Origin of the sequence: Rossellomorea sp. LjRoot5 (assembly GCF_964253455.1) — a bacterium.
Taxonomy (GTDB): Bacteria; Bacillota; Bacilli; order Bacillales; family Bacillaceae_B; genus Rossellomorea.
Window position 1 is genome coordinate 576,514 of sequence record NZ_CAXUQN020000001.1, and the last position, 16,185, is coordinate 592,698.

Consider the following 16,185-nt stretch of genomic DNA (forward strand, 5'->3'; position numbering starts at 1 on the left):
GAATACACGGTAATTGTTCACAAGAAATTTGACGAATTGTGAATAAGTTTAAGGATTTTCCACAAAGGACATCGACTTATGCACATAGTTATACACAGGATGTGCATAGAAATGATCGAATACTGTCGAAAGAAGATGGTCAATCCTCTTTTCTTTGTCGAATGTATAATCCTTTCTTTCCTCTTTCTCAAACCGAAAAGTTATCCACAATGTTAAAAGGACTGATTTTGAAGGTCCGTCCCTGAAAAAAGAATAAACGAACTTTTGTTCGCTTATTGTTGGTTAATAGGGAAGGAAATGTGGTAGAATGGGTATAAATGAGTGTGCAGTGTTTAAGATGGGTATAAGTAGGTAAATACAAGGTAGCAGTCCTTTATTATAGGAGGTTTCACGGTGAAAGATCAATTCGAGCTCAAATCTAAATATAAACCAGAGGGTGACCAGCCCCTTGCCATAGAGAAGCTGGTACAGGGTATAAATGAAGGGAAACGACATCAAACATTACTTGGGGCAACAGGGACAGGAAAGACCTTCACCGTCTCCAATGTAATCAAGCAGGTTGAAAAGCCGACTCTCATCATCGCCCATAATAAAACGTTGGCGGGACAACTCTATAGTGAGTTTAAAGAGTATTTCCCTGATAACGCCGTTGAATATTTTGTAAGTTACTATGATTATTATCAGCCGGAAGCATATGTCCCTCAAACCGATACCTTCATTGAAAAGGATGCCAGCATCAATGATGAAATCGATAAACTGAGACACTCTGCCACATCTTCCCTTTTTGAACGGAAAGATGTCATCATCATTGCCAGTGTGTCCTGTATTTACGGTTTAGGTAATCCGGAAGAGTATCGTGAGCTCGTGCTTTCCCTCAGAACAGGGATGGAAATCGAACGGAATCAATTGCTTCGTAAGCTCGTGGATATCCAATATGAACGAAATGATATCGACTTTCAGCGCGGGACTTTCCGTGTGCGCGGAGACGTGGTGGAAATTTTCCCTGCTTCCCGTGATGAACACTGTATGCGTGTAGAATTTTTCGGGGATGAAATAGACCGGATCCGTGAAGTGGATGCCCTCACCGGCGAAATCATAGGCGATCGTAATCATATGAGATTATTCCCGGCATCCCACTTCGTAACCCGCCAGGAAAAATTGGAGGTCGCAGTCAAGAATATTGAAAAAGAGCTTGAAGAGCAGCTGACCATCATGAAGGAAGAGAATAAATTGCTTGAGGCCCAGCGTTTAGAGCAAAGGACCCGCTATGATCTGGAAATGATGAGGGAAATGGGCTTTTGCTCGGGAATTGAAAACTACTCACGACACCTTACGCTCAGACCGGCAGGATCGACTCCCTATACTCTCCTGGACTATTTTCCAGATGACTTTCTGATTGTGGTCGATGAGTCTCACGTTACGTTGCCTCAAATCCGGGGGATGTTCAATGGGGACCAGGCACGTAAAAAAGTGCTTGTGGACCATGGATTCCGTCTGCCTTCAGCCATGGACAATCGTCCCTTGCGCTTTGAAGAGTTCGAGAAGAAAACCAAGCAGCTTCTCTATGTTTCCGCAACTCCCGGACCATATGAGTTGGAACATAGTCCTGAGATGGTCGAGCAGATCATCCGGCCGACGGGACTTCTTGACCCTATCATCGAGGTGCGTCCGATCGAAGGCCAGATAGACGATCTATTAGGTGAGATCAATGAACGGATCGAGAAAAACGAACGGGTTCTCGTTACGACGCTAACGAAGAAAATGTCAGAGGATCTCTCTGCCTATTTAAAGGAAATCGGAATCAAAGTCCAATACCTCCATTCTGAAATCAAGACGTTGGAGCGTATCGAAATCATCAGGGATCTTCGTTTGGGAAAATACGACGTTTTAGTAGGAATCAACTTACTCCGTGAAGGTCTGGACATACCTGAAGTGTCGCTTGTCACCATATTGGATGCTGATAAAGAAGGCTTCCTGCGTTCTGAGCGGTCCCTGATCCAGACGATCGGCCGTGCAGCCCGTAATAGTAACGGAAGAGTCATCATGTATGCAGACAAAATCACCGACTCCATGCAAAAAGCGTTGGATGAAACCGAACGTCGCCGGACGACCCAACAGGAATACAACAAAAAACACGGCGTGACCCCGACGACCATACAAAAAGAAATCAGGGATGTCATCAAGGCGACTCATGCCGCTGAAGAAGCAGGGGTTTATGAAGGAGAACAGACAAAGGTTTCGAATATGTCTAAACCGGAGCGACAAAAACTTATTGCTAGCCTGGAAGTGGAAATGAAGGAAGCCGCCAAGGCACTGGACTTCGAACGTGCCGCGCAGCTTCGTGATACCATTCTTGAGCTCAAGGCGGAAGGATGAACGAGTTATGGCGCAGGATCAAATAATCGTACAAGGAGCTAGGGCTCATAATTTAAAAAATATAGATATCAATATCCCACGGGATAAACTGGTCGTTTTAACCGGACTATCGGGTTCGGGGAAATCTTCCCTTGCCTTTGATACCATTTATGCAGAGGGACAGAGACGATATGTTGAATCCCTTTCTGCCTATGCCCGTCAATTTCTCGGTCAGATGGATAAGCCCGATGTCGACGCCATCGAAGGGTTATCACCGGCGATTTCCATCGATCAAAAAACGACGAGCCGCAATCCCCGTTCAACAGTTGGAACCGTAACGGAGATTTATGATTATCTTCGTCTGCTGTTTGCGAGGGTCGGAAAACCGATCTGTCCGAATCACGGGATTGAAATCACTTCCCAGACGATTGAACAGATGGTGGACAGGGTCCTTGAGTATCCAGAGAGAACGAAACTGCAAGTACTTGCACCCGTTGTTTCAGGCCGGAAGGGCACCCATGCAAAGACACTGGAAGACATCAAGAAGCAGGGGTTCGTACGGGTTCGTATCAATGGTGAGGTACAGGATCTTGGGGAAGAGATCTCATTGGAGAAAAATAAAAAGCACTCCATCGAAGTGATCATCGATCGGATCGTAGTGAAGGAAGGAGTGGCAGCACGCCTCTCCGATTCCCTTGAAACGGCACTGAGACTGGCGGATGGTCAGGTAATCATCGATGTCATCGGGAAAGATGAGCTGTTATTCAGTGAACATCATGCCTGTCCATACTGTGGATTTTCCATCACTGAACTTGAACCAAGGATGTTTTCCTTCAACAGTCCGTTCGGGGCATGCCCAAGTTGTGACGGACTGGGAACCAAGCTTGAGGTGGATAAAGAACTCGTCATCCCAAATTGGGACCGTACCCTCGATGAGCATGCGATCGCTCCTTGGGAACCGACAAGTTCTCAATATTATCCATCCCTGCTGAAAGCGGTCTGTGACCATTATGAGATTCCCATGGATATCCCCGTAAAGGACATCCCGAAACATCAAATGGATAAGATCCTTTACGGATCGGGTAAGGATGAAATCTATTTCCGTTACGAGAACGATTTCGGCCAGGTCCGGGAAAACTATCTTCGCTTTGAAGGGGTCATCCCAAATGTGGAACGCCGCTACCGTGAAACAAGCTCGGATTATATCAGGGAGCAGATGGAAAAGTACATGGCGCAGCAGGACTGTCCTGCCTGCAACGGCCATCGCTTAAAAGAAGAGAGCCTCGCTGTGAAAGTGGATTCCCTTCATATTGGCGAAGTAACGGCTTTTTCGATTGAAGAAGCGGAGCAGTTCTTCCATAAGCTTGAGCTATCTGAAAAAGATATGAAGATCGCCAACCTTATCCTGAGGGAAATCCGTGAACGCCTTGGATTCCTTGTCAATGTAGGTCTTGAATATCTGACTCTCAGCCGGGCGGCAGGGACGTTATCAGGCGGGGAGGCACAGCGGATTCGTCTGGCCACTCAAATCGGTTCACGTCTGACGGGTGTTCTCTACATTCTCGATGAACCGTCCATCGGATTGCATCAGCGGGATAATGATCGTCTGATCGATACGTTAAAGAATATGCGTGAAATCGGAAATACGTTGATCGTTGTAGAGCACGATGAAGACACCATGATGGCTGCGGATCATCTGATTGATATCGGCCCTGGAGCGGGGGTTCATGGTGGAGAAGTCATTTCAGCAGGAACACCACAGGAAGTAATGGATGATCCTCACTCATTGACCGGTCAGTATTTATCAGGGAAGAAATTCATCCCTCTTCCACAGGAAAGACGTAAGCCCGACGGCCGTTACCTGGAGATTGTGGGTGCGAAGGAAAATAATTTGAGCAACGTCAAAGTCAAGCTACCTTTAGGGATCTTTTCAGCTGTGACCGGGGTATCAGGATCAGGGAAGAGTACGCTGATCAATGAAATCCTTCACAAGTCACTGGCTCAAAAGCTTCATAATGCGAAATCAAAGCCTGGTGAGCATAAAGAAGTGAAGGGCATAGAGCATCTTGATAAAGTCATTGATATCGATCAATCACCGATCGGCCGTACGCCGAGGTCCAATCCGGCTACGTACACCGGTGTGTTCGACGATATCCGAGATGTATTTGCCACCACTAACGAAGCAAAAGTCCGTGGTTATAAAAAAGGTCGCTTCAGCTTTAACGTCAAGGGTGGCCGCTGTGAAGCTTGTCGCGGAGACGGGATTATCAAGATTGAAATGCACTTCCTGCCGGATGTGTACGTTCCCTGTGAAGTTTGCCACGGGAAACGGTATAATCGTGAAACACTTGAAGTGAAATACAAAGATAAAAATATCTCCGACGTCCTTGAAATGACCGTCGAAGATGCTGTGAACTTCTTTGAAAACATCCCTAAGATCAAACGTAAGCTGCAGACCATTTTTGATGTTGGTCTAGGCTACATCACATTGGGTCAGCCGGCCACTACGTTATCAGGTGGGGAAGCCCAGCGTGTGAAACTGGCGTCTGAATTGCATCGCCGTTCGACTGGCCGCTCTCTCTACATCCTCGATGAGCCGACGACAGGACTTCATGTCGATGACATCGCCCGTCTCCTTGTCGTCCTTCAACGACTCGTTGAAAACGGGGACACCGTCCTTGTCATCGAACACAATCTCGATGTCATCAAGACAGCCGACTACCTTGTGGACCTTGGTCCGGAAGGAGGGGACAAAGGCGGTAAAATCGTCGCAACCGGCACCCCTGAAAAAGTGGCCAAAGTACAAGGTTCCTATACAGGTAAATACCTGAAACCCGTACTCGAACGCGATCGTGAACGGATGAAAAAGAAAATTCGCGAAAAAGAAGAAGTCACAAACTAAACATGAAGAGAGATGCACCATGCATCTCTCTTTTTTCGAACAATGAACAGGGCGTGAGTTTTCACTTCATCTTTATTTTAGTAAGGGGGGCTGTCATTGTTACATGATGGTTTATGACTGAGTTTCAGGTTGGAAAAACAAGCTTGGAAAATTGATTGAAGCGGAAGGTGCTCGACTCCTGCGGGAAAAGCGGGAAGGTTGAGACCCCGCAGGGCAAAGCCTGAGGAGGCTCAACTCACGCCCCGCGGAAAGCGAGCACCTGCAGCGGAAATCAACTACCACTCACTTCATTAGGAGTATCTTAACACAACCAAAACACCTCCCCATACCTATCCAAACTCAGCCTCCAGATGGAGTCGAATCACACTTCCCATATGAGAAAATAAGATTATAACAAATGCATTGAAACTTTTTGCCCAGCGTATCGTAAATAATAGTAGAGGAGATGATGAAGATGGAGACCAATAAGGTACTGTCAGCACTATGCTATTTTAGTATCTTTTTTGCCGGCTTCCTTTTTCCCCTGATCGTCTATTTTGTATCAGATCATCCATATGTGAAAAAGGACGCTAAATCAGCGTTTTTATCTCACTTGTTACCGGTCATAGCGGTTCCCCTTGTGTTCGCAGGTTTGGTTATGGATATGGGGGTTTTCGCAAGTGGTGCAGGATTGCCGGTTTTTACCGTCATTATGATCGGTTTAGCCATATTACTCAGTGTTGTCGTGGTCATTTGGAATGTGTATAAGGGCATCAAAGTACTTTTATAATCAATAAAGGGGATGAAAGAGTATGAATGAAGAACGTAAACGCATTTTGGATATGTTGGAAAATGGAACGATTTCGGCACAAGAAGCTGTGGCATTGCTGGAAGCACTTGAAGAAAAGCCGCATACATCCAAGCCGAAAAAAGAGAAGGATTTCCTTGATGAGTTTGTATCCATTTTTCAGGATGAAAAAAAGGGTGAAAAAGAGCACTCAACCCATTCAGGGAATCCGAAAGATAAGCTCCTTGATTTTATGAACTCGGCTCTCTCTAAGATCAAGAGTTTCGACTTCGACTTTCAATGGAATCAATCGGTAGAATTGTCCCATGTCTACCAACAGCCGAATACGGACTTTGAAAAAATCGATATCGATGTGGCCAATGGGAAGGTGGAGCTTATTCCATGGGATGGTGAGGAAGTCCGGGTGGAATGTGAAGCAAAGGTGTATCGTACGGAAGATCAAGAAGAAGCGAGAAAGCAGTTCATGGAGAATACGTCCTTTGCCATCGATGGGGATACACTTTATTACTCGACGCAATTAAAGTGGATGAAGGTAGACTCCAAGCTATATATCCCGAAACACCAGTATAAAAGGATTTCTGTCCGTTTATTCAATGGTGGGTTAAAAGCCGGGGATTTAGAGGTTCAGGACCTCCGCGCGAAGGCTGCCAATGGGAAGATCCAGATCGACCGCCTGACTTCGAAAAAAGCGGAAGTCGAAACGTCTAACGGTGCGATTTCCATTTTAAACGCAAAAGCAGATCATGTGGAGGCGGAATCCATTAACGGCAAAGTGCACGTTGAAGGGGATATCTCCTACTCAGATGTTCAATCCCTGAATGGAAATATCGTATGTGCACTGACCGGAGAGAAATCTGATACGGTATATGCGAAAACAGTAACGGGCAATATCGATTTGTTTGTTCCTGAAAACATCAATATTTCCGGAGAAGCCAAATCGAATTTCGGTAGTTTCAAGGTCGAACTGCAGGGTATTGATGTATTAGAGGAAAAAAATGAAGTGGTGCAGAAATCGATCCGATTCAGCCGTAAGACTGATTCAGCCGATAAGCTTCATCTTTTTGCGGAAACAAAAGCAGGATCTGTCCTCATAAAAAAACATGAACAGAAGAATGTTAATAAGGACAACGCATAAGATGAGAAAGAAGGAATAACGATGAAAAAACGATTAGCACGATCAAGGTCTGACCGAAAGCTTGCAGGGGTGATTGGAGGATTGTCCCGTTATGTAGGGATTGATTCAACGATCCTTAGGGTGATCTTCATCATCCTGCTCATTCCAACGGGATTTTTCCCTCTGGCTGTTGTATATGGTTTATTGGCCTTCGTGCTGCCACATGAGGAGGAAGCCATCAGATAATGAGATGGATTATTGGAATTTTAATCAATGCAGTGATCTTTATTGCATTAGCCGGCTTTTTTGACGGGTTTGAAGTGTCGGGGATCGGAGCGGCCATTGGAGCGAGCTTTATCCTGTCGATTCTGAATGTGCTCGTGAAACCCATTTTGATCATCCTGACATTGCCGGTCACGATTTTATCACTGGGACTGTTTCTATTTGTCATCAACGCCATCACGTTATTACTGACAGATGGACTGATGGGAAGCAGTTTTGAACTATCAGGTTTCGGCATGGCGTTTCTGGCATCAATCATTTTGTCACTTGCCAATTTGGTCATCCAGAAAGCGGTCCTCGACCCGATCAAAGAGAAATGAATGAAAAAGAACTCCGGTTTTCTCAAGCCGGAGTTTTTTTATGATCAAAAAAGGGGTTTTCTATTTTGAAATAGAAATACTTGGAAAGAGGAGGGGGTCATTTGAAAATGACAGCGGGTGTGATCAAGGGGTATGGGGAAATCGATGTACCGTACACACTATTATCTAAGGGAGTAAAGGCTGAAGGGATTGCCATCCTCTTGCCGGGGATCGGTTACACCGTGCAGGCACCTTTGCTTCATTATTCGACAGGCATTTATCTGGAGAAAGGATATGACGTGCTGCATGTTAACTATCAATATACGGGTGCGGACTACGAAAATTTTTCTGTAGAAGAGGTGGACGATGCTTTAAAGCACGATGTGAATAAAATCATCGGTCAGGTTTTGCAGAAGCATGCCTATCCGCATATCCACATAGTGGCTAAGTCGTTCGGCACACTGGCTTTAGGTAATGAAGCAGTAAGGGAGTCCTTGCAGGATGCCAAGTTCATCTGGTTGACCCCCCTTCTGAAAGAGGATGAAATCTTTCAGGCCATGTTGGATTGTAAGCAGGAGGGCCTTTGTATCATCGGGGATGAGGATCGTCATTATGATGAGGGGCGATTCAATGAACTTAAAAGGAATCAACGCCTGGAGGTGCATCTGGTCAAAGGGGTCAACCACAGCCTTGAACATGGCTTCAAGGTTCTCGATTCCATCTCCACCCATAAAGAGATCATGTCGATCATCAAAGCATTCTCAGAAGCGTAGCCTGTGCTGCGCTTTTCTTCATTCGTTTGACCAAGCAAGCCTCCTTGCGCTTTTCTCCATTATTGCTAAAATAGGTTAGAGTACGCTTATAAATGTGAAGCGGTGTAACGTGAAGGAGGAGCTACTTTTGGCTAAAGTTCGCACTAAAGATATCGTCGAGAAGTTCAATTTGGAGCTTGTCGGTGGAGAAGAAGGTTTACATAGACCGATTACGACGAGTGATATTTCCCGTCCCGGACTTGAAATGGCTGGATATTTCAACTACTATCCCGCCGAACGCATTCAATTACTGGGGAAAACCGAATTATCCTTTCTGGAATTGCTGGATGAAACAGAACGCAAGCGCAGGATGGAAGCGCTTTGTACAGATATCACCCCGGGTATCATTATTTCGAGAGACCTGGAGATACCGGATGAGCTGGTGGAAGCAGCGAATCGACATGATGTTCCTGTCATGCGATCATCCATGAAAACGACACGGTTTTCTTCAAGACTGACGAATTACTTGGAAAGTAAGCTTGCTCCTACAACGGCAGTCCACGGTGTATTGGTCGACATCTATGGGGTCGGTGTATTGATCACCGGGAAAAGCGGCGTCGGGAAAAGTGAAACCGCCCTTGAACTTGTGAAAAGAGGGCACCGCCTTGTGGCCGATGATTGTGTGGAAATCAGACAGGAAGACATGGATACGTTGATCGGCACTTCTCCTGAGTTAATCGAACATCTCCTTGAGATCCGGGGACTCGGCATCATCAATGTGATGACGTTGTTCGGTGCCGGAGCCGTGCGAAGCTACAAACGTATTACCCTGTGCATCAATCTTGAGCTGTGGGATAAAACGAAACAGTACGACCGCCTTGGACTGGAAGAAGAGAAAATGAGAATCATCGATACGGATATTACGAAATATACCGTGCCGGTCCGTCCGGGACGAAATCTTGCCGTCATCATCGAGGTTGCTGCCATGAACTTCCGCTTGAAACGAATGGGCGTCAATGCAGCCGAACAATTTACAAACCGTCTGGCTGATGTGATTGAAGACGGGGAGAATGAAGATATCTGAGCTTTACATATAATAAAAAAGGAGAGACACAATGAACGAGAATATTACGCCAATCGATCCTATTGCCATTTCCCTCGGTCCGATCCAGGTACACTGGTATGGAGTCATCATCGGACTTGGAATTGCACTGGGACTTTACTTAGTCATTCGTGAAAGCAAGCGTTTAGGTCTTCATCCCGATACCTTCATCGATTTGCTCGTCTGGGCGATTCCCATCGCCATTATTTGTGCGAGGATTTATTATGTTGCCTTTGAGTGGGACGAATATTATGCTGATCACCCTGGGGATATCATCAAAGTATGGAATGGCGGGATCGCCATCCATGGTGCGTTGATCGGATCCGTCCTCACCACGGTTGTTTTTGCAAAAATAAAAGGTTTGTCTTTCTGGAAACTGACGGATATCGCCGCACCAAGCATCATCCTCGGTCAAGCGATCGGACGCTGGGGGAACTTTGTGAACCAGGAGGCACACGGTGGTGAAGTGTCGCGCTCATTCCTTGAAAGTTTAAAGCTTCCTGATTTTATCATCAATCAAATGTATATTGACGGTGCCTATTACCAGCCTACCTTCTTATACGAATCTCTTTGGAGTTTCGCAGGGTTGATCCTGCTTCTTATCTTGAGAAGAAAAGCCGACTGGCTGCGACGGGGAGAATTGTTCCTCGTCTATGTGATCTGGTATTCAATCGGGCGATTCTATGTAGAAGGTTTAAGGACGGATAGTCTGATGCTCGGGTCTTTGCGATTCGCTCAAGTGATTTCCATCGTCCTGATCATTGCCGCAATCGCTGTGTTCGTTTACAGAAGAAAAGCGGGTCTTGCCCAAAAGGCGTACGATGAAAAGACAGATACAGTGAACGCATAATAAAAGGGGAGAAGAAACTATGTGGATGTCATCTTTGAAAAATGGCGGACTCACAGGATTGAAAACAACGTGGTCGCTGGGGAAAGTCATTTTTCCCATCACGCTGATCGTCTTTTTGCTGCAATACACGCCGGTCCTGCCATGGATCATGGAGAAAATCTCGCCGTTCATGAGGTTACTCGGTCTTTCTGGTGATGCGGCGATTCCCCTTGTCCTTGGAAATTTCCTTAACCTATATGCAGGGATCGGAGGGATATTGTCCCTTGATTTAACGGTGAAGGAAGTATTCATCATTGCGGTCATGCTGTCTTTCTCACATAATCTGTTCATTGAATCGACGGTGGCATCAAAAGTGGGCGTGAAGATCTGGCTGATTGTCACGGTAAGGATCGGACTTGCTCTCCTGTCTGCTGTCATCATCAATCTCGTATGGAGCGGGGGATCTGATATTGCCAAGTATGGGATGATGCCCCCACAACAGGCGGAGCCCGATGGCTGGGGAGAGATCGTCTTGCTTGGCCTTGAGAAAGCTGGGTTCGGTGTCCTTCAATTGGCCCTGATCGTCATCCCTCTGATGATCATCATCCAGGTGATGAAAGATTTGAAATGGATGGACGCATTTTCCCGCTGGATGTCCCCAGCTACACGGGCCCTCGGGATGAATGAGAATACGTCGACCACGATGGTGGCGGGACTCGTCATCGGTCTCGCCTACGGGGCGGGTGTCATGATCCAGGCAGTCAAGGAAGACGGGGTCAGTAAAAAAGATGTCACGATCGCCTTCCTCTTTTTAGTGGCGTGTCACGCAGTGGTGGAGGATACCGTGATCTTCATCCCCCTCGGCATACCTGTACTGCCACTTCTTTTGATCAGGCTGGTGACTGCGATCCTGTTAACCATGCTGGTCGCTTATATCTGGAATAAAGTTGATGCTAAGAAAGAAAAGGAGCTGCATTATGAGCAGGATTACAACAATTCTATTTGACTTGGATGGGACATTGATCAACACGAATGATCTGATCATTTCATCCTTTTTGCATACATTGAATCATTATTATCCGGGGCAATACGGGGAAGAAGACGTTCACCCATTTATGGGGCCGCCTCTTGAAGAGTCCTTCGGTGGATTGAACCCCGATAAGATGGAAGAAATGTGCGCTCACTACCGCGCTTACAATCACGAGCATCATGATTCCCTCGTGACAGAGTTTGAGGGAGTCTATGAAACCGTGAAGACCCTTTACGACAATGGATACAAATTAGCGATCGTGTCGACGAAGGTCCGTGATGTGGTATTGAAAGGATTGGATCTGATGAATCTTCGTCCCTTCTTTGACGTCATCATCACCCTGGATGAGGTGGAGAACGCGAAACCCCATCCTGAACCGATCGAGAAAGCATTGGTCGCATTGGGATCTTCACCTGGTGAAACCATCATGATCGGAGACAACCACCACGACATTTTAGCCGGGAAAAATGCAGGCGTCCTGTCTGCAGGCGTTGCTTGGAGTGCCAAGGGAAGAGAACATCTTGCACACTATGAACCGGACTTCATGCTTGAAAATATGAGGGATTTATTAGCGATTGTTGGAGTCCCGACTGTATGAGACGGACGACCCGCTATCCTGTTGAAGGAGCAAATTCCCTCTGGCATGTGTACAAAACCGTGCCATTCGGGAAGGTCGTCAAAAATTTCATCGTCATCCAGCTTGCCCGTTACACGCCATTTTTAGGAATGAAAAACTGGCTGTACAAGACGTTTCTAAGGATGAAGATCGGTGAACACACGTCTTTCGCCCTGATGGTGATGCTGGATGTGATGTTTCCGGAGAAGATTTCCGTGGGACGGAACACGGTCATCGGGTATAATACGACGATCCTTGCCCATGAATATCTGATCAAAGAGTACCGCCTTGGTGAGGTGGAAATCGGATCGGAAGTGATGATCGGGGCCAACACGACGGTTTTACCAGGTGTGAAGATCGGTGACGGTGCCATCGTCTCAGCAGGAACCCTTGTACATAAAGACGTGCCGGCAGGGGCATTCGTCGGGGGGAACCCGATGAAAGTCATCTATACGAAAGACGAGTTGGCCGAAAGATGGCGGGAAGATAGCATCTATGGGTTGAATAAAGAAGAATAAGGGAAAAGGCAAAGATAGAGTGGATTCTGTCTTTGCCTTTTTTATTTTTGCGAAAAGGGCAGGAAGTAAGGCGGAATTTGTCGAATGGCAGGTATAATCAGATATTTTTTGAAAACGGCAGATAACTCAGCACCCCCTCAGCACCTTCCAACTCCAGCAGTACTCCCACCGATAGTTCACCCCTTAAAAACGGTTGACGAATAAAAAAAGAAACGCTACACTACAACTAACTTTATTTTATTAGCACATTAGCGAACTAAAGGATTTCTGAATAATCGAGAAGTAGTAACAATCCCTCATTAAGGGAAAAATAGATGAATTAATACGCCAAAGGTGGTTCTTATGACTAAGTTATTTATGTTCGAGAAGCCATTGGGAATGAGAGATACATTTCCTGATTTATATGAGATCAAAGATCAGACGAAAAAGAAAATGGAACAGGCCATGAAACTGTGGGGTTACCGGTTCATTGAAACCCCGAGCCTGGAGTATTATGAGACCGTCGGGGAAGCATCGGCGATCCTCGATCAACAATTATTCAAGCTATTGGATCAACAGGGGCATACACTTGTGTTGAGGCCGGACATGACAGCCCCAATCGCACGGATTGCAGCATCGAAGTTATTGAAAGAAGAAGCGCCTCTCAGACTTGCCTATTCCAATTCAGTCTTCAGGGCCCAGCAGCGTGAAGGCGGGCGGCCGGCAGAATTCGAACAGGTAGGGATCGAATGCATCGGGGATGATTCCGTCAGTGCCGATGCCGAAGTGATTGCCCTTATGGTGTCGGTCCTCAAAGAAGCAGGCTTGGAGCATTTCAAGATTTCCATTGGGCATATCGGATTCGTACAGGAACTGTTCACTCAAATCGTCGGGACCGAAGAACGGGCAGACACGTTAAGAAGATATTTATATGAAAAAAATTATGTCGGCTACCGTCAGCATGTCAATGAACTGGCCCTGTCATCCATTGATAAAGAGCGGCTATTCAGGTTCCTGCAATTAAGGGGGTCAGAAGATGTGCTCGGTGAAGCGCATGCCCTCCTCGAAGGAGGAAAAGGACTGGGTGCATTGGAACAGCTGAAGGATCTGTGGCGTATTTTAAAAGATTATGAAGTCGAGAAATATGTCAAATTCGACTTGAGCCTTGTCAGCCATATGAGCTATTATTCCGGCATTTTATTTGAAGTGTACGGGGAAAATGTAGGGTTTGCCATCGGAAATGGTGGACGCTACAATAAGCTCCTTGAAAAGTTCGGCAAGAATTCCGGTGCGACAGGCTTTGGGTTACGTCTTGACTACGTACTGGAAGCCATGAAGGTAGAATTATCTTCCACTCTTCAGCAATGTGTACTGTTCAGTGATGAGCGCAGGAAAGAAGCCATCAGCCTGGCGCGTGACTTGAGAAATGAAGGGGTCGAGGTTGTGTTGCAGAACTGGAAGGGTGTTGGAGATGTGGACGAGTTCACGAAGGGATTCAGCAACGTCCACTTCGTCGTGGGGCAGGACCGGAAAGGCGGTGAGACATCATGAGTTCGTTAACCATTGCCATGCCTAAAGGCAGGATATTCGAAGAAGCAGTGGAGCTATTAAGGAAAGCCGATTACAATCTTCCGCCTGAATTCGATGATTCACGTAAGCTCATCATCGAAGTGCCTGAGGAGGACTTGCGTTTCATCCTCGCCAAACCGATGGATGTCCCGACTTATGTGGAACATGGAGTCGCTGACTTAGGGATTGCGGGGAAGGACGTCATGCTCGAAGAAGAAAGGGACGTCTACGAGCTCCTCGATCTGCGAATCAGCGGATGTTACCTGGCGGTCGCGGGACTGCCGAATACGAAGATGAGTGATGTGGCGCCTAAGATTGCGACTAAATATCCGAATGTCGCTTCATCCTATTTCCGGGAACAGGGAGAGCAGGTGGAGATCATTAAATTAAACGGATCCATCGAACTGGCCCCATTGATCGGACTTGCCGACCGCATCGTCGATATCGTCTCGACAGGCCGCACCCTGAAAGAAAACGGCCTGGTTGAATACGAAACCATCGTCGGCATCACCTCGCGACTCATCGTCAATCCTGTCAGCTACCGAATGAAAGACGAAAAAATCGAAGACCTCGTCACCCGACTCACACGCATCATCGGGTGAGAGGGACGGACCTCTCTTGTTCGAGTCCGGAATGTAGTGTTGGCAGGCATTAAAGAAGTTTTCGGGACGGATGATCGGTGAAAATCGAGGTCCGTCCCTCAAAATATATGATTACATAGGGAGACTGGTCCTGATACTAGGTCCGTCCCTCATAAAGGTTGGTGAATTCTGTGAAGATTATTAGGGATATAAGCGGGGCGTCGATTAAGCGTTCTGTGGATAGTGGTACGGAGGAGCAGCGCAGGGCGGTCCAGGGGATCATTTCTTCCGTGAAAAAAGATGGAGACAAAGCCATACGTGAGTATACAGAGACATTCGACGGAGTCCATTTAGAGAACTACAAAGTGTCTGAGAGTGAGATTGAGGAAGCTTTCTCCTCTCTCGATCCGGAAATGGTCTCCATCATTGAAGAAGCGGCTGATAATATTCGTGCCTTTCATGCACAGCAAAAGAGGTCGTCATGGTTCACGACAAATGAAGACGGAACGATGTTAGGTCAAAAGCTCACACCCCTTGATTCGGTTGGTGTGTACGTTCCGGGTGGAACTGCAGCCTATCCATCATCCGTATTGATGAATGTCCTGCCGGCAAAAGTGGCCGGAGTAAAGAGAATTACAATGGTTTCACCTCCAGGCAAGGATGGAACGTTATCTCCGGGTGTTCTCGTGGCCGCGAAGGTAGCAGGAGTGGAGGAAATCTATAAAGTCGGTGGTGCCCAAGCTGTAGCCGCACTTGCATACGGGACGGAATCCATCACACCCGTGGATAAAATAACGGGGCCGGGGAACATTTACGTCGCCTTGGCGAAACGGGAAGTGTTCGGTGATGTGGATATTGATATGATTGCCGGACCGAGTGAAATCGTGATCCTGGCAGACGGAAATCAGCGGGCAGATGAAATTGCTGCAGACCTTCTTTCCCAGGCAGAGCATGATGCGCTTGCCTCAGCAGTCCTGGTGACCCCTTCATCGGCACTTGCAAAAGAGGTATCCGCTGAGGTAGAGCGTCAACTGGCTACTCTGCCGCGGGAACAGATCGCCCGTCAATCCATCCTCGATTACGGTGCCATTTATGTGACGGGAGATATAGAAGAAGGGATCAGGCTCGTCAATGAGCTCGCGGCTGAGCATTTGGAAATCTTGACGGATAAGCCCTTTGAAACGATGGCGAAAATCCGCCATGCCGGAGCGATCTTCCTTGGACGATACAGCTCCGAGCCTGTCGGGGATTACTTTGCAGGACCGAATCATGTACTCCCAACGAACGGGACAGCCCGTTTCTCAAGTCCATTGAATGTGGATGAATTCATGAAAAAGACAAGTGTCATATCCTATAGTGAAACGGCACTGGAGAAAAACTATGGGAAAATCGCTAAACTTGCCCGCTTAGAGGGTCTTGAAGCCCATGCGAGGGCTGTGGAAATACGATTCGATAAAGAGAAATAGAGAA

General features: G+C 46.9%; 15 protein-coding genes. All 15 read left to right on the forward strand.

Annotated features, from left to right (window positions below; translation table 11 throughout):
* Positions 1–393: 393 nt before the first annotated feature.
* On the forward strand, positions 394–2,376 hold the full coding sequence (uvrB, locus tag ACSQ2E_RS02815; protein ID WP_435989254.1) for an excinuclease ABC subunit UvrB: 1,983 nt from the start codon (positions 394–396) through the stop codon (positions 2,374–2,376).
* A gap of 7 nt (positions 2,377–2,383) precedes the next feature.
* A complete protein-coding gene (gene uvrA, locus ACSQ2E_RS02820; RefSeq protein ID WP_435989255.1) occupies positions 2,384–5,257 on the forward strand; it encodes an excinuclease ABC subunit UvrA in 2,874 nt (957 codons plus the stop codon).
* Between the two features lie 454 nt (positions 5,258–5,711).
* Entirely contained in the window at positions 5,712–6,026 is a 315-nt protein-coding gene (locus ACSQ2E_RS02825; RefSeq protein ID WP_061810170.1) for a DUF4870 domain-containing protein, read from the forward strand.
* 22 nt (positions 6,027–6,048) lie between these two features.
* Positions 6,049–7,179 carry a DUF4097 family beta strand repeat-containing protein gene (locus tag ACSQ2E_RS02830; protein ID WP_435989256.1) on the forward strand — a complete coding sequence of 377 codons (1,131 nt, stop codon included), beginning with the start codon at positions 6,049–6,051 and terminating at the stop codon, positions 7,177–7,179.
* A 21-nt stretch (positions 7,180–7,200) separates the two neighbouring features.
* Positions 7,201–7,404 (forward strand): PspC domain-containing protein, encoded by a 204-nt coding sequence (locus ACSQ2E_RS02835; RefSeq protein ID WP_061810172.1) that lies wholly within the window; start codon positions 7,201–7,203, stop codon positions 7,402–7,404.
* A complete protein-coding gene (locus ACSQ2E_RS02840; RefSeq protein WP_435989257.1) occupies positions 7,404–7,760 on the forward strand; it encodes a phage holin family protein in 357 nt (118 codons plus the stop codon). Before ACSQ2E_RS02835 ends, ACSQ2E_RS02840 begins: the two co-directional genes overlap by 1 nt.
* 101 nt (positions 7,761–7,861) lie before the next feature.
* A complete protein-coding gene (locus ACSQ2E_RS02845; RefSeq protein ID WP_435989258.1) occupies positions 7,862–8,512 on the forward strand; it encodes an alpha/beta hydrolase in 651 nt (216 codons plus the stop codon).
* Between the two features lie 127 nt (positions 8,513–8,639).
* Positions 8,640–9,575: an HPr(Ser) kinase/phosphatase gene (hprK, locus tag ACSQ2E_RS02850; protein WP_435989259.1), complete on the forward strand. Its 936-nt coding sequence runs from the start codon at positions 8,640–8,642 to the stop codon at positions 9,573–9,575.
* Positions 9,576–9,606: 31 nt separating this feature from the next.
* The gene (lgt, locus tag ACSQ2E_RS02855; RefSeq protein ID WP_435989260.1) at positions 9,607–10,443 is read left to right on the forward strand and encodes a prolipoprotein diacylglyceryl transferase; all 837 of its coding nucleotides are present in this window, start codon (positions 9,607–9,609) and stop codon (positions 10,441–10,443) included.
* 19 nt (positions 10,444–10,462) lie between these two features.
* Positions 10,463–11,428 (forward strand): nucleoside recognition domain-containing protein, encoded by a 966-nt coding sequence (locus tag ACSQ2E_RS02860; protein WP_061810174.1) that lies wholly within the window; start codon positions 10,463–10,465, stop codon positions 11,426–11,428.
* Complete coding sequence (gene ppaX / locus ACSQ2E_RS02865) at positions 11,400–12,050, forward strand: pyrophosphatase PpaX (RefSeq protein WP_435989261.1); 651 nt, start codon at positions 11,400–11,402, stop codon at positions 12,048–12,050. Before ACSQ2E_RS02860 ends, ppaX begins: the two co-directional genes overlap by 29 nt.
* Positions 12,047–12,586, forward strand: a complete 540-nt coding sequence (locus ACSQ2E_RS02870; RefSeq protein ID WP_060672556.1) for an acyltransferase — start codon at positions 12,047–12,049, stop codon at positions 12,584–12,586. The genes ppaX and ACSQ2E_RS02870 overlap by 4 nt, the downstream gene beginning before the upstream one ends.
* A 342-nt stretch (positions 12,587–12,928) precedes the next feature.
* The gene (locus tag ACSQ2E_RS02875; RefSeq protein WP_435989262.1) at positions 12,929–14,116 is read left to right on the forward strand and encodes an ATP phosphoribosyltransferase regulatory subunit; all 1,188 of its coding nucleotides are present in this window, start codon (positions 12,929–12,931) and stop codon (positions 14,114–14,116) included.
* A complete protein-coding gene (gene hisG / locus ACSQ2E_RS02880) occupies positions 14,113–14,736 on the forward strand; it encodes an ATP phosphoribosyltransferase (protein WP_034764282.1) in 624 nt (207 codons plus the stop codon). Before ACSQ2E_RS02875 ends, hisG begins: the two co-directional genes overlap by 4 nt.
* A 170-nt stretch (positions 14,737–14,906) precedes the next feature.
* Positions 14,907–16,181: a histidinol dehydrogenase gene (hisD, locus tag ACSQ2E_RS02885; RefSeq protein WP_435989263.1), complete on the forward strand. Its 1,275-nt coding sequence runs from the start codon at positions 14,907–14,909 to the stop codon at positions 16,179–16,181.
* The last annotated feature ends 4 nt before the right edge of the window (positions 16,182–16,185 follow it).

What these genes read in the sequence shown, in the direction of transcription:
- ACSQ2E_RS02825 (WP_061810170.1), top strand. Translation starts at nt 5,712, where the DNA reads ATGGAGACCAATAAGGTACTGTCAGCACTATGCTATTTTAGTATCTTT.
- ACSQ2E_RS02840 (WP_435989257.1), top strand. Translation starts at nt 7,404, where the DNA reads ATGAGATGGATTATTGGAATTTTAATCAATGCAGTGATCTTTATTGCA.
- ACSQ2E_RS02870 (WP_060672556.1), top strand. Translation starts at nt 12,047, where the DNA reads ATGAGACGGACGACCCGCTATCCTGTTGAAGGAGCAAATTCCCTCTGG.
- ACSQ2E_RS02875 (WP_435989262.1), top strand. Translation starts at nt 12,929, where the DNA reads ATGACTAAGTTATTTATGTTCGAGAAGCCATTGGGAATGAGAGATACA.
- ppaX (WP_435989261.1), top strand. Translation starts at nt 11,400, where the DNA reads ATGAGCAGGATTACAACAATTCTATTTGACTTGGATGGGACATTGATC.
- hisG (WP_034764282.1), top strand. Translation starts at nt 14,113, where the DNA reads ATGAGTTCGTTAACCATTGCCATGCCTAAAGGCAGGATATTCGAAGAA.
- ACSQ2E_RS02860 (WP_061810174.1), top strand. Translation starts at nt 10,463, where the DNA reads ATGTGGATGTCATCTTTGAAAAATGGCGGACTCACAGGATTGAAAACA.
- ACSQ2E_RS02835 (WP_061810172.1), top strand. Translation starts at nt 7,201, where the DNA reads ATGAAAAAACGATTAGCACGATCAAGGTCTGACCGAAAGCTTGCAGGG.
- ACSQ2E_RS02830 (WP_435989256.1), top strand. Translation starts at nt 6,049, where the DNA reads ATGAATGAAGAACGTAAACGCATTTTGGATATGTTGGAAAATGGAACG.
- lgt (WP_435989260.1), top strand. Translation starts at nt 9,607, where the DNA reads ATGAACGAGAATATTACGCCAATCGATCCTATTGCCATTTCCCTCGGT.
- uvrA (WP_435989255.1), top strand. Translation starts at nt 2,384, where the DNA reads ATGGCGCAGGATCAAATAATCGTACAAGGAGCTAGGGCTCATAATTTA.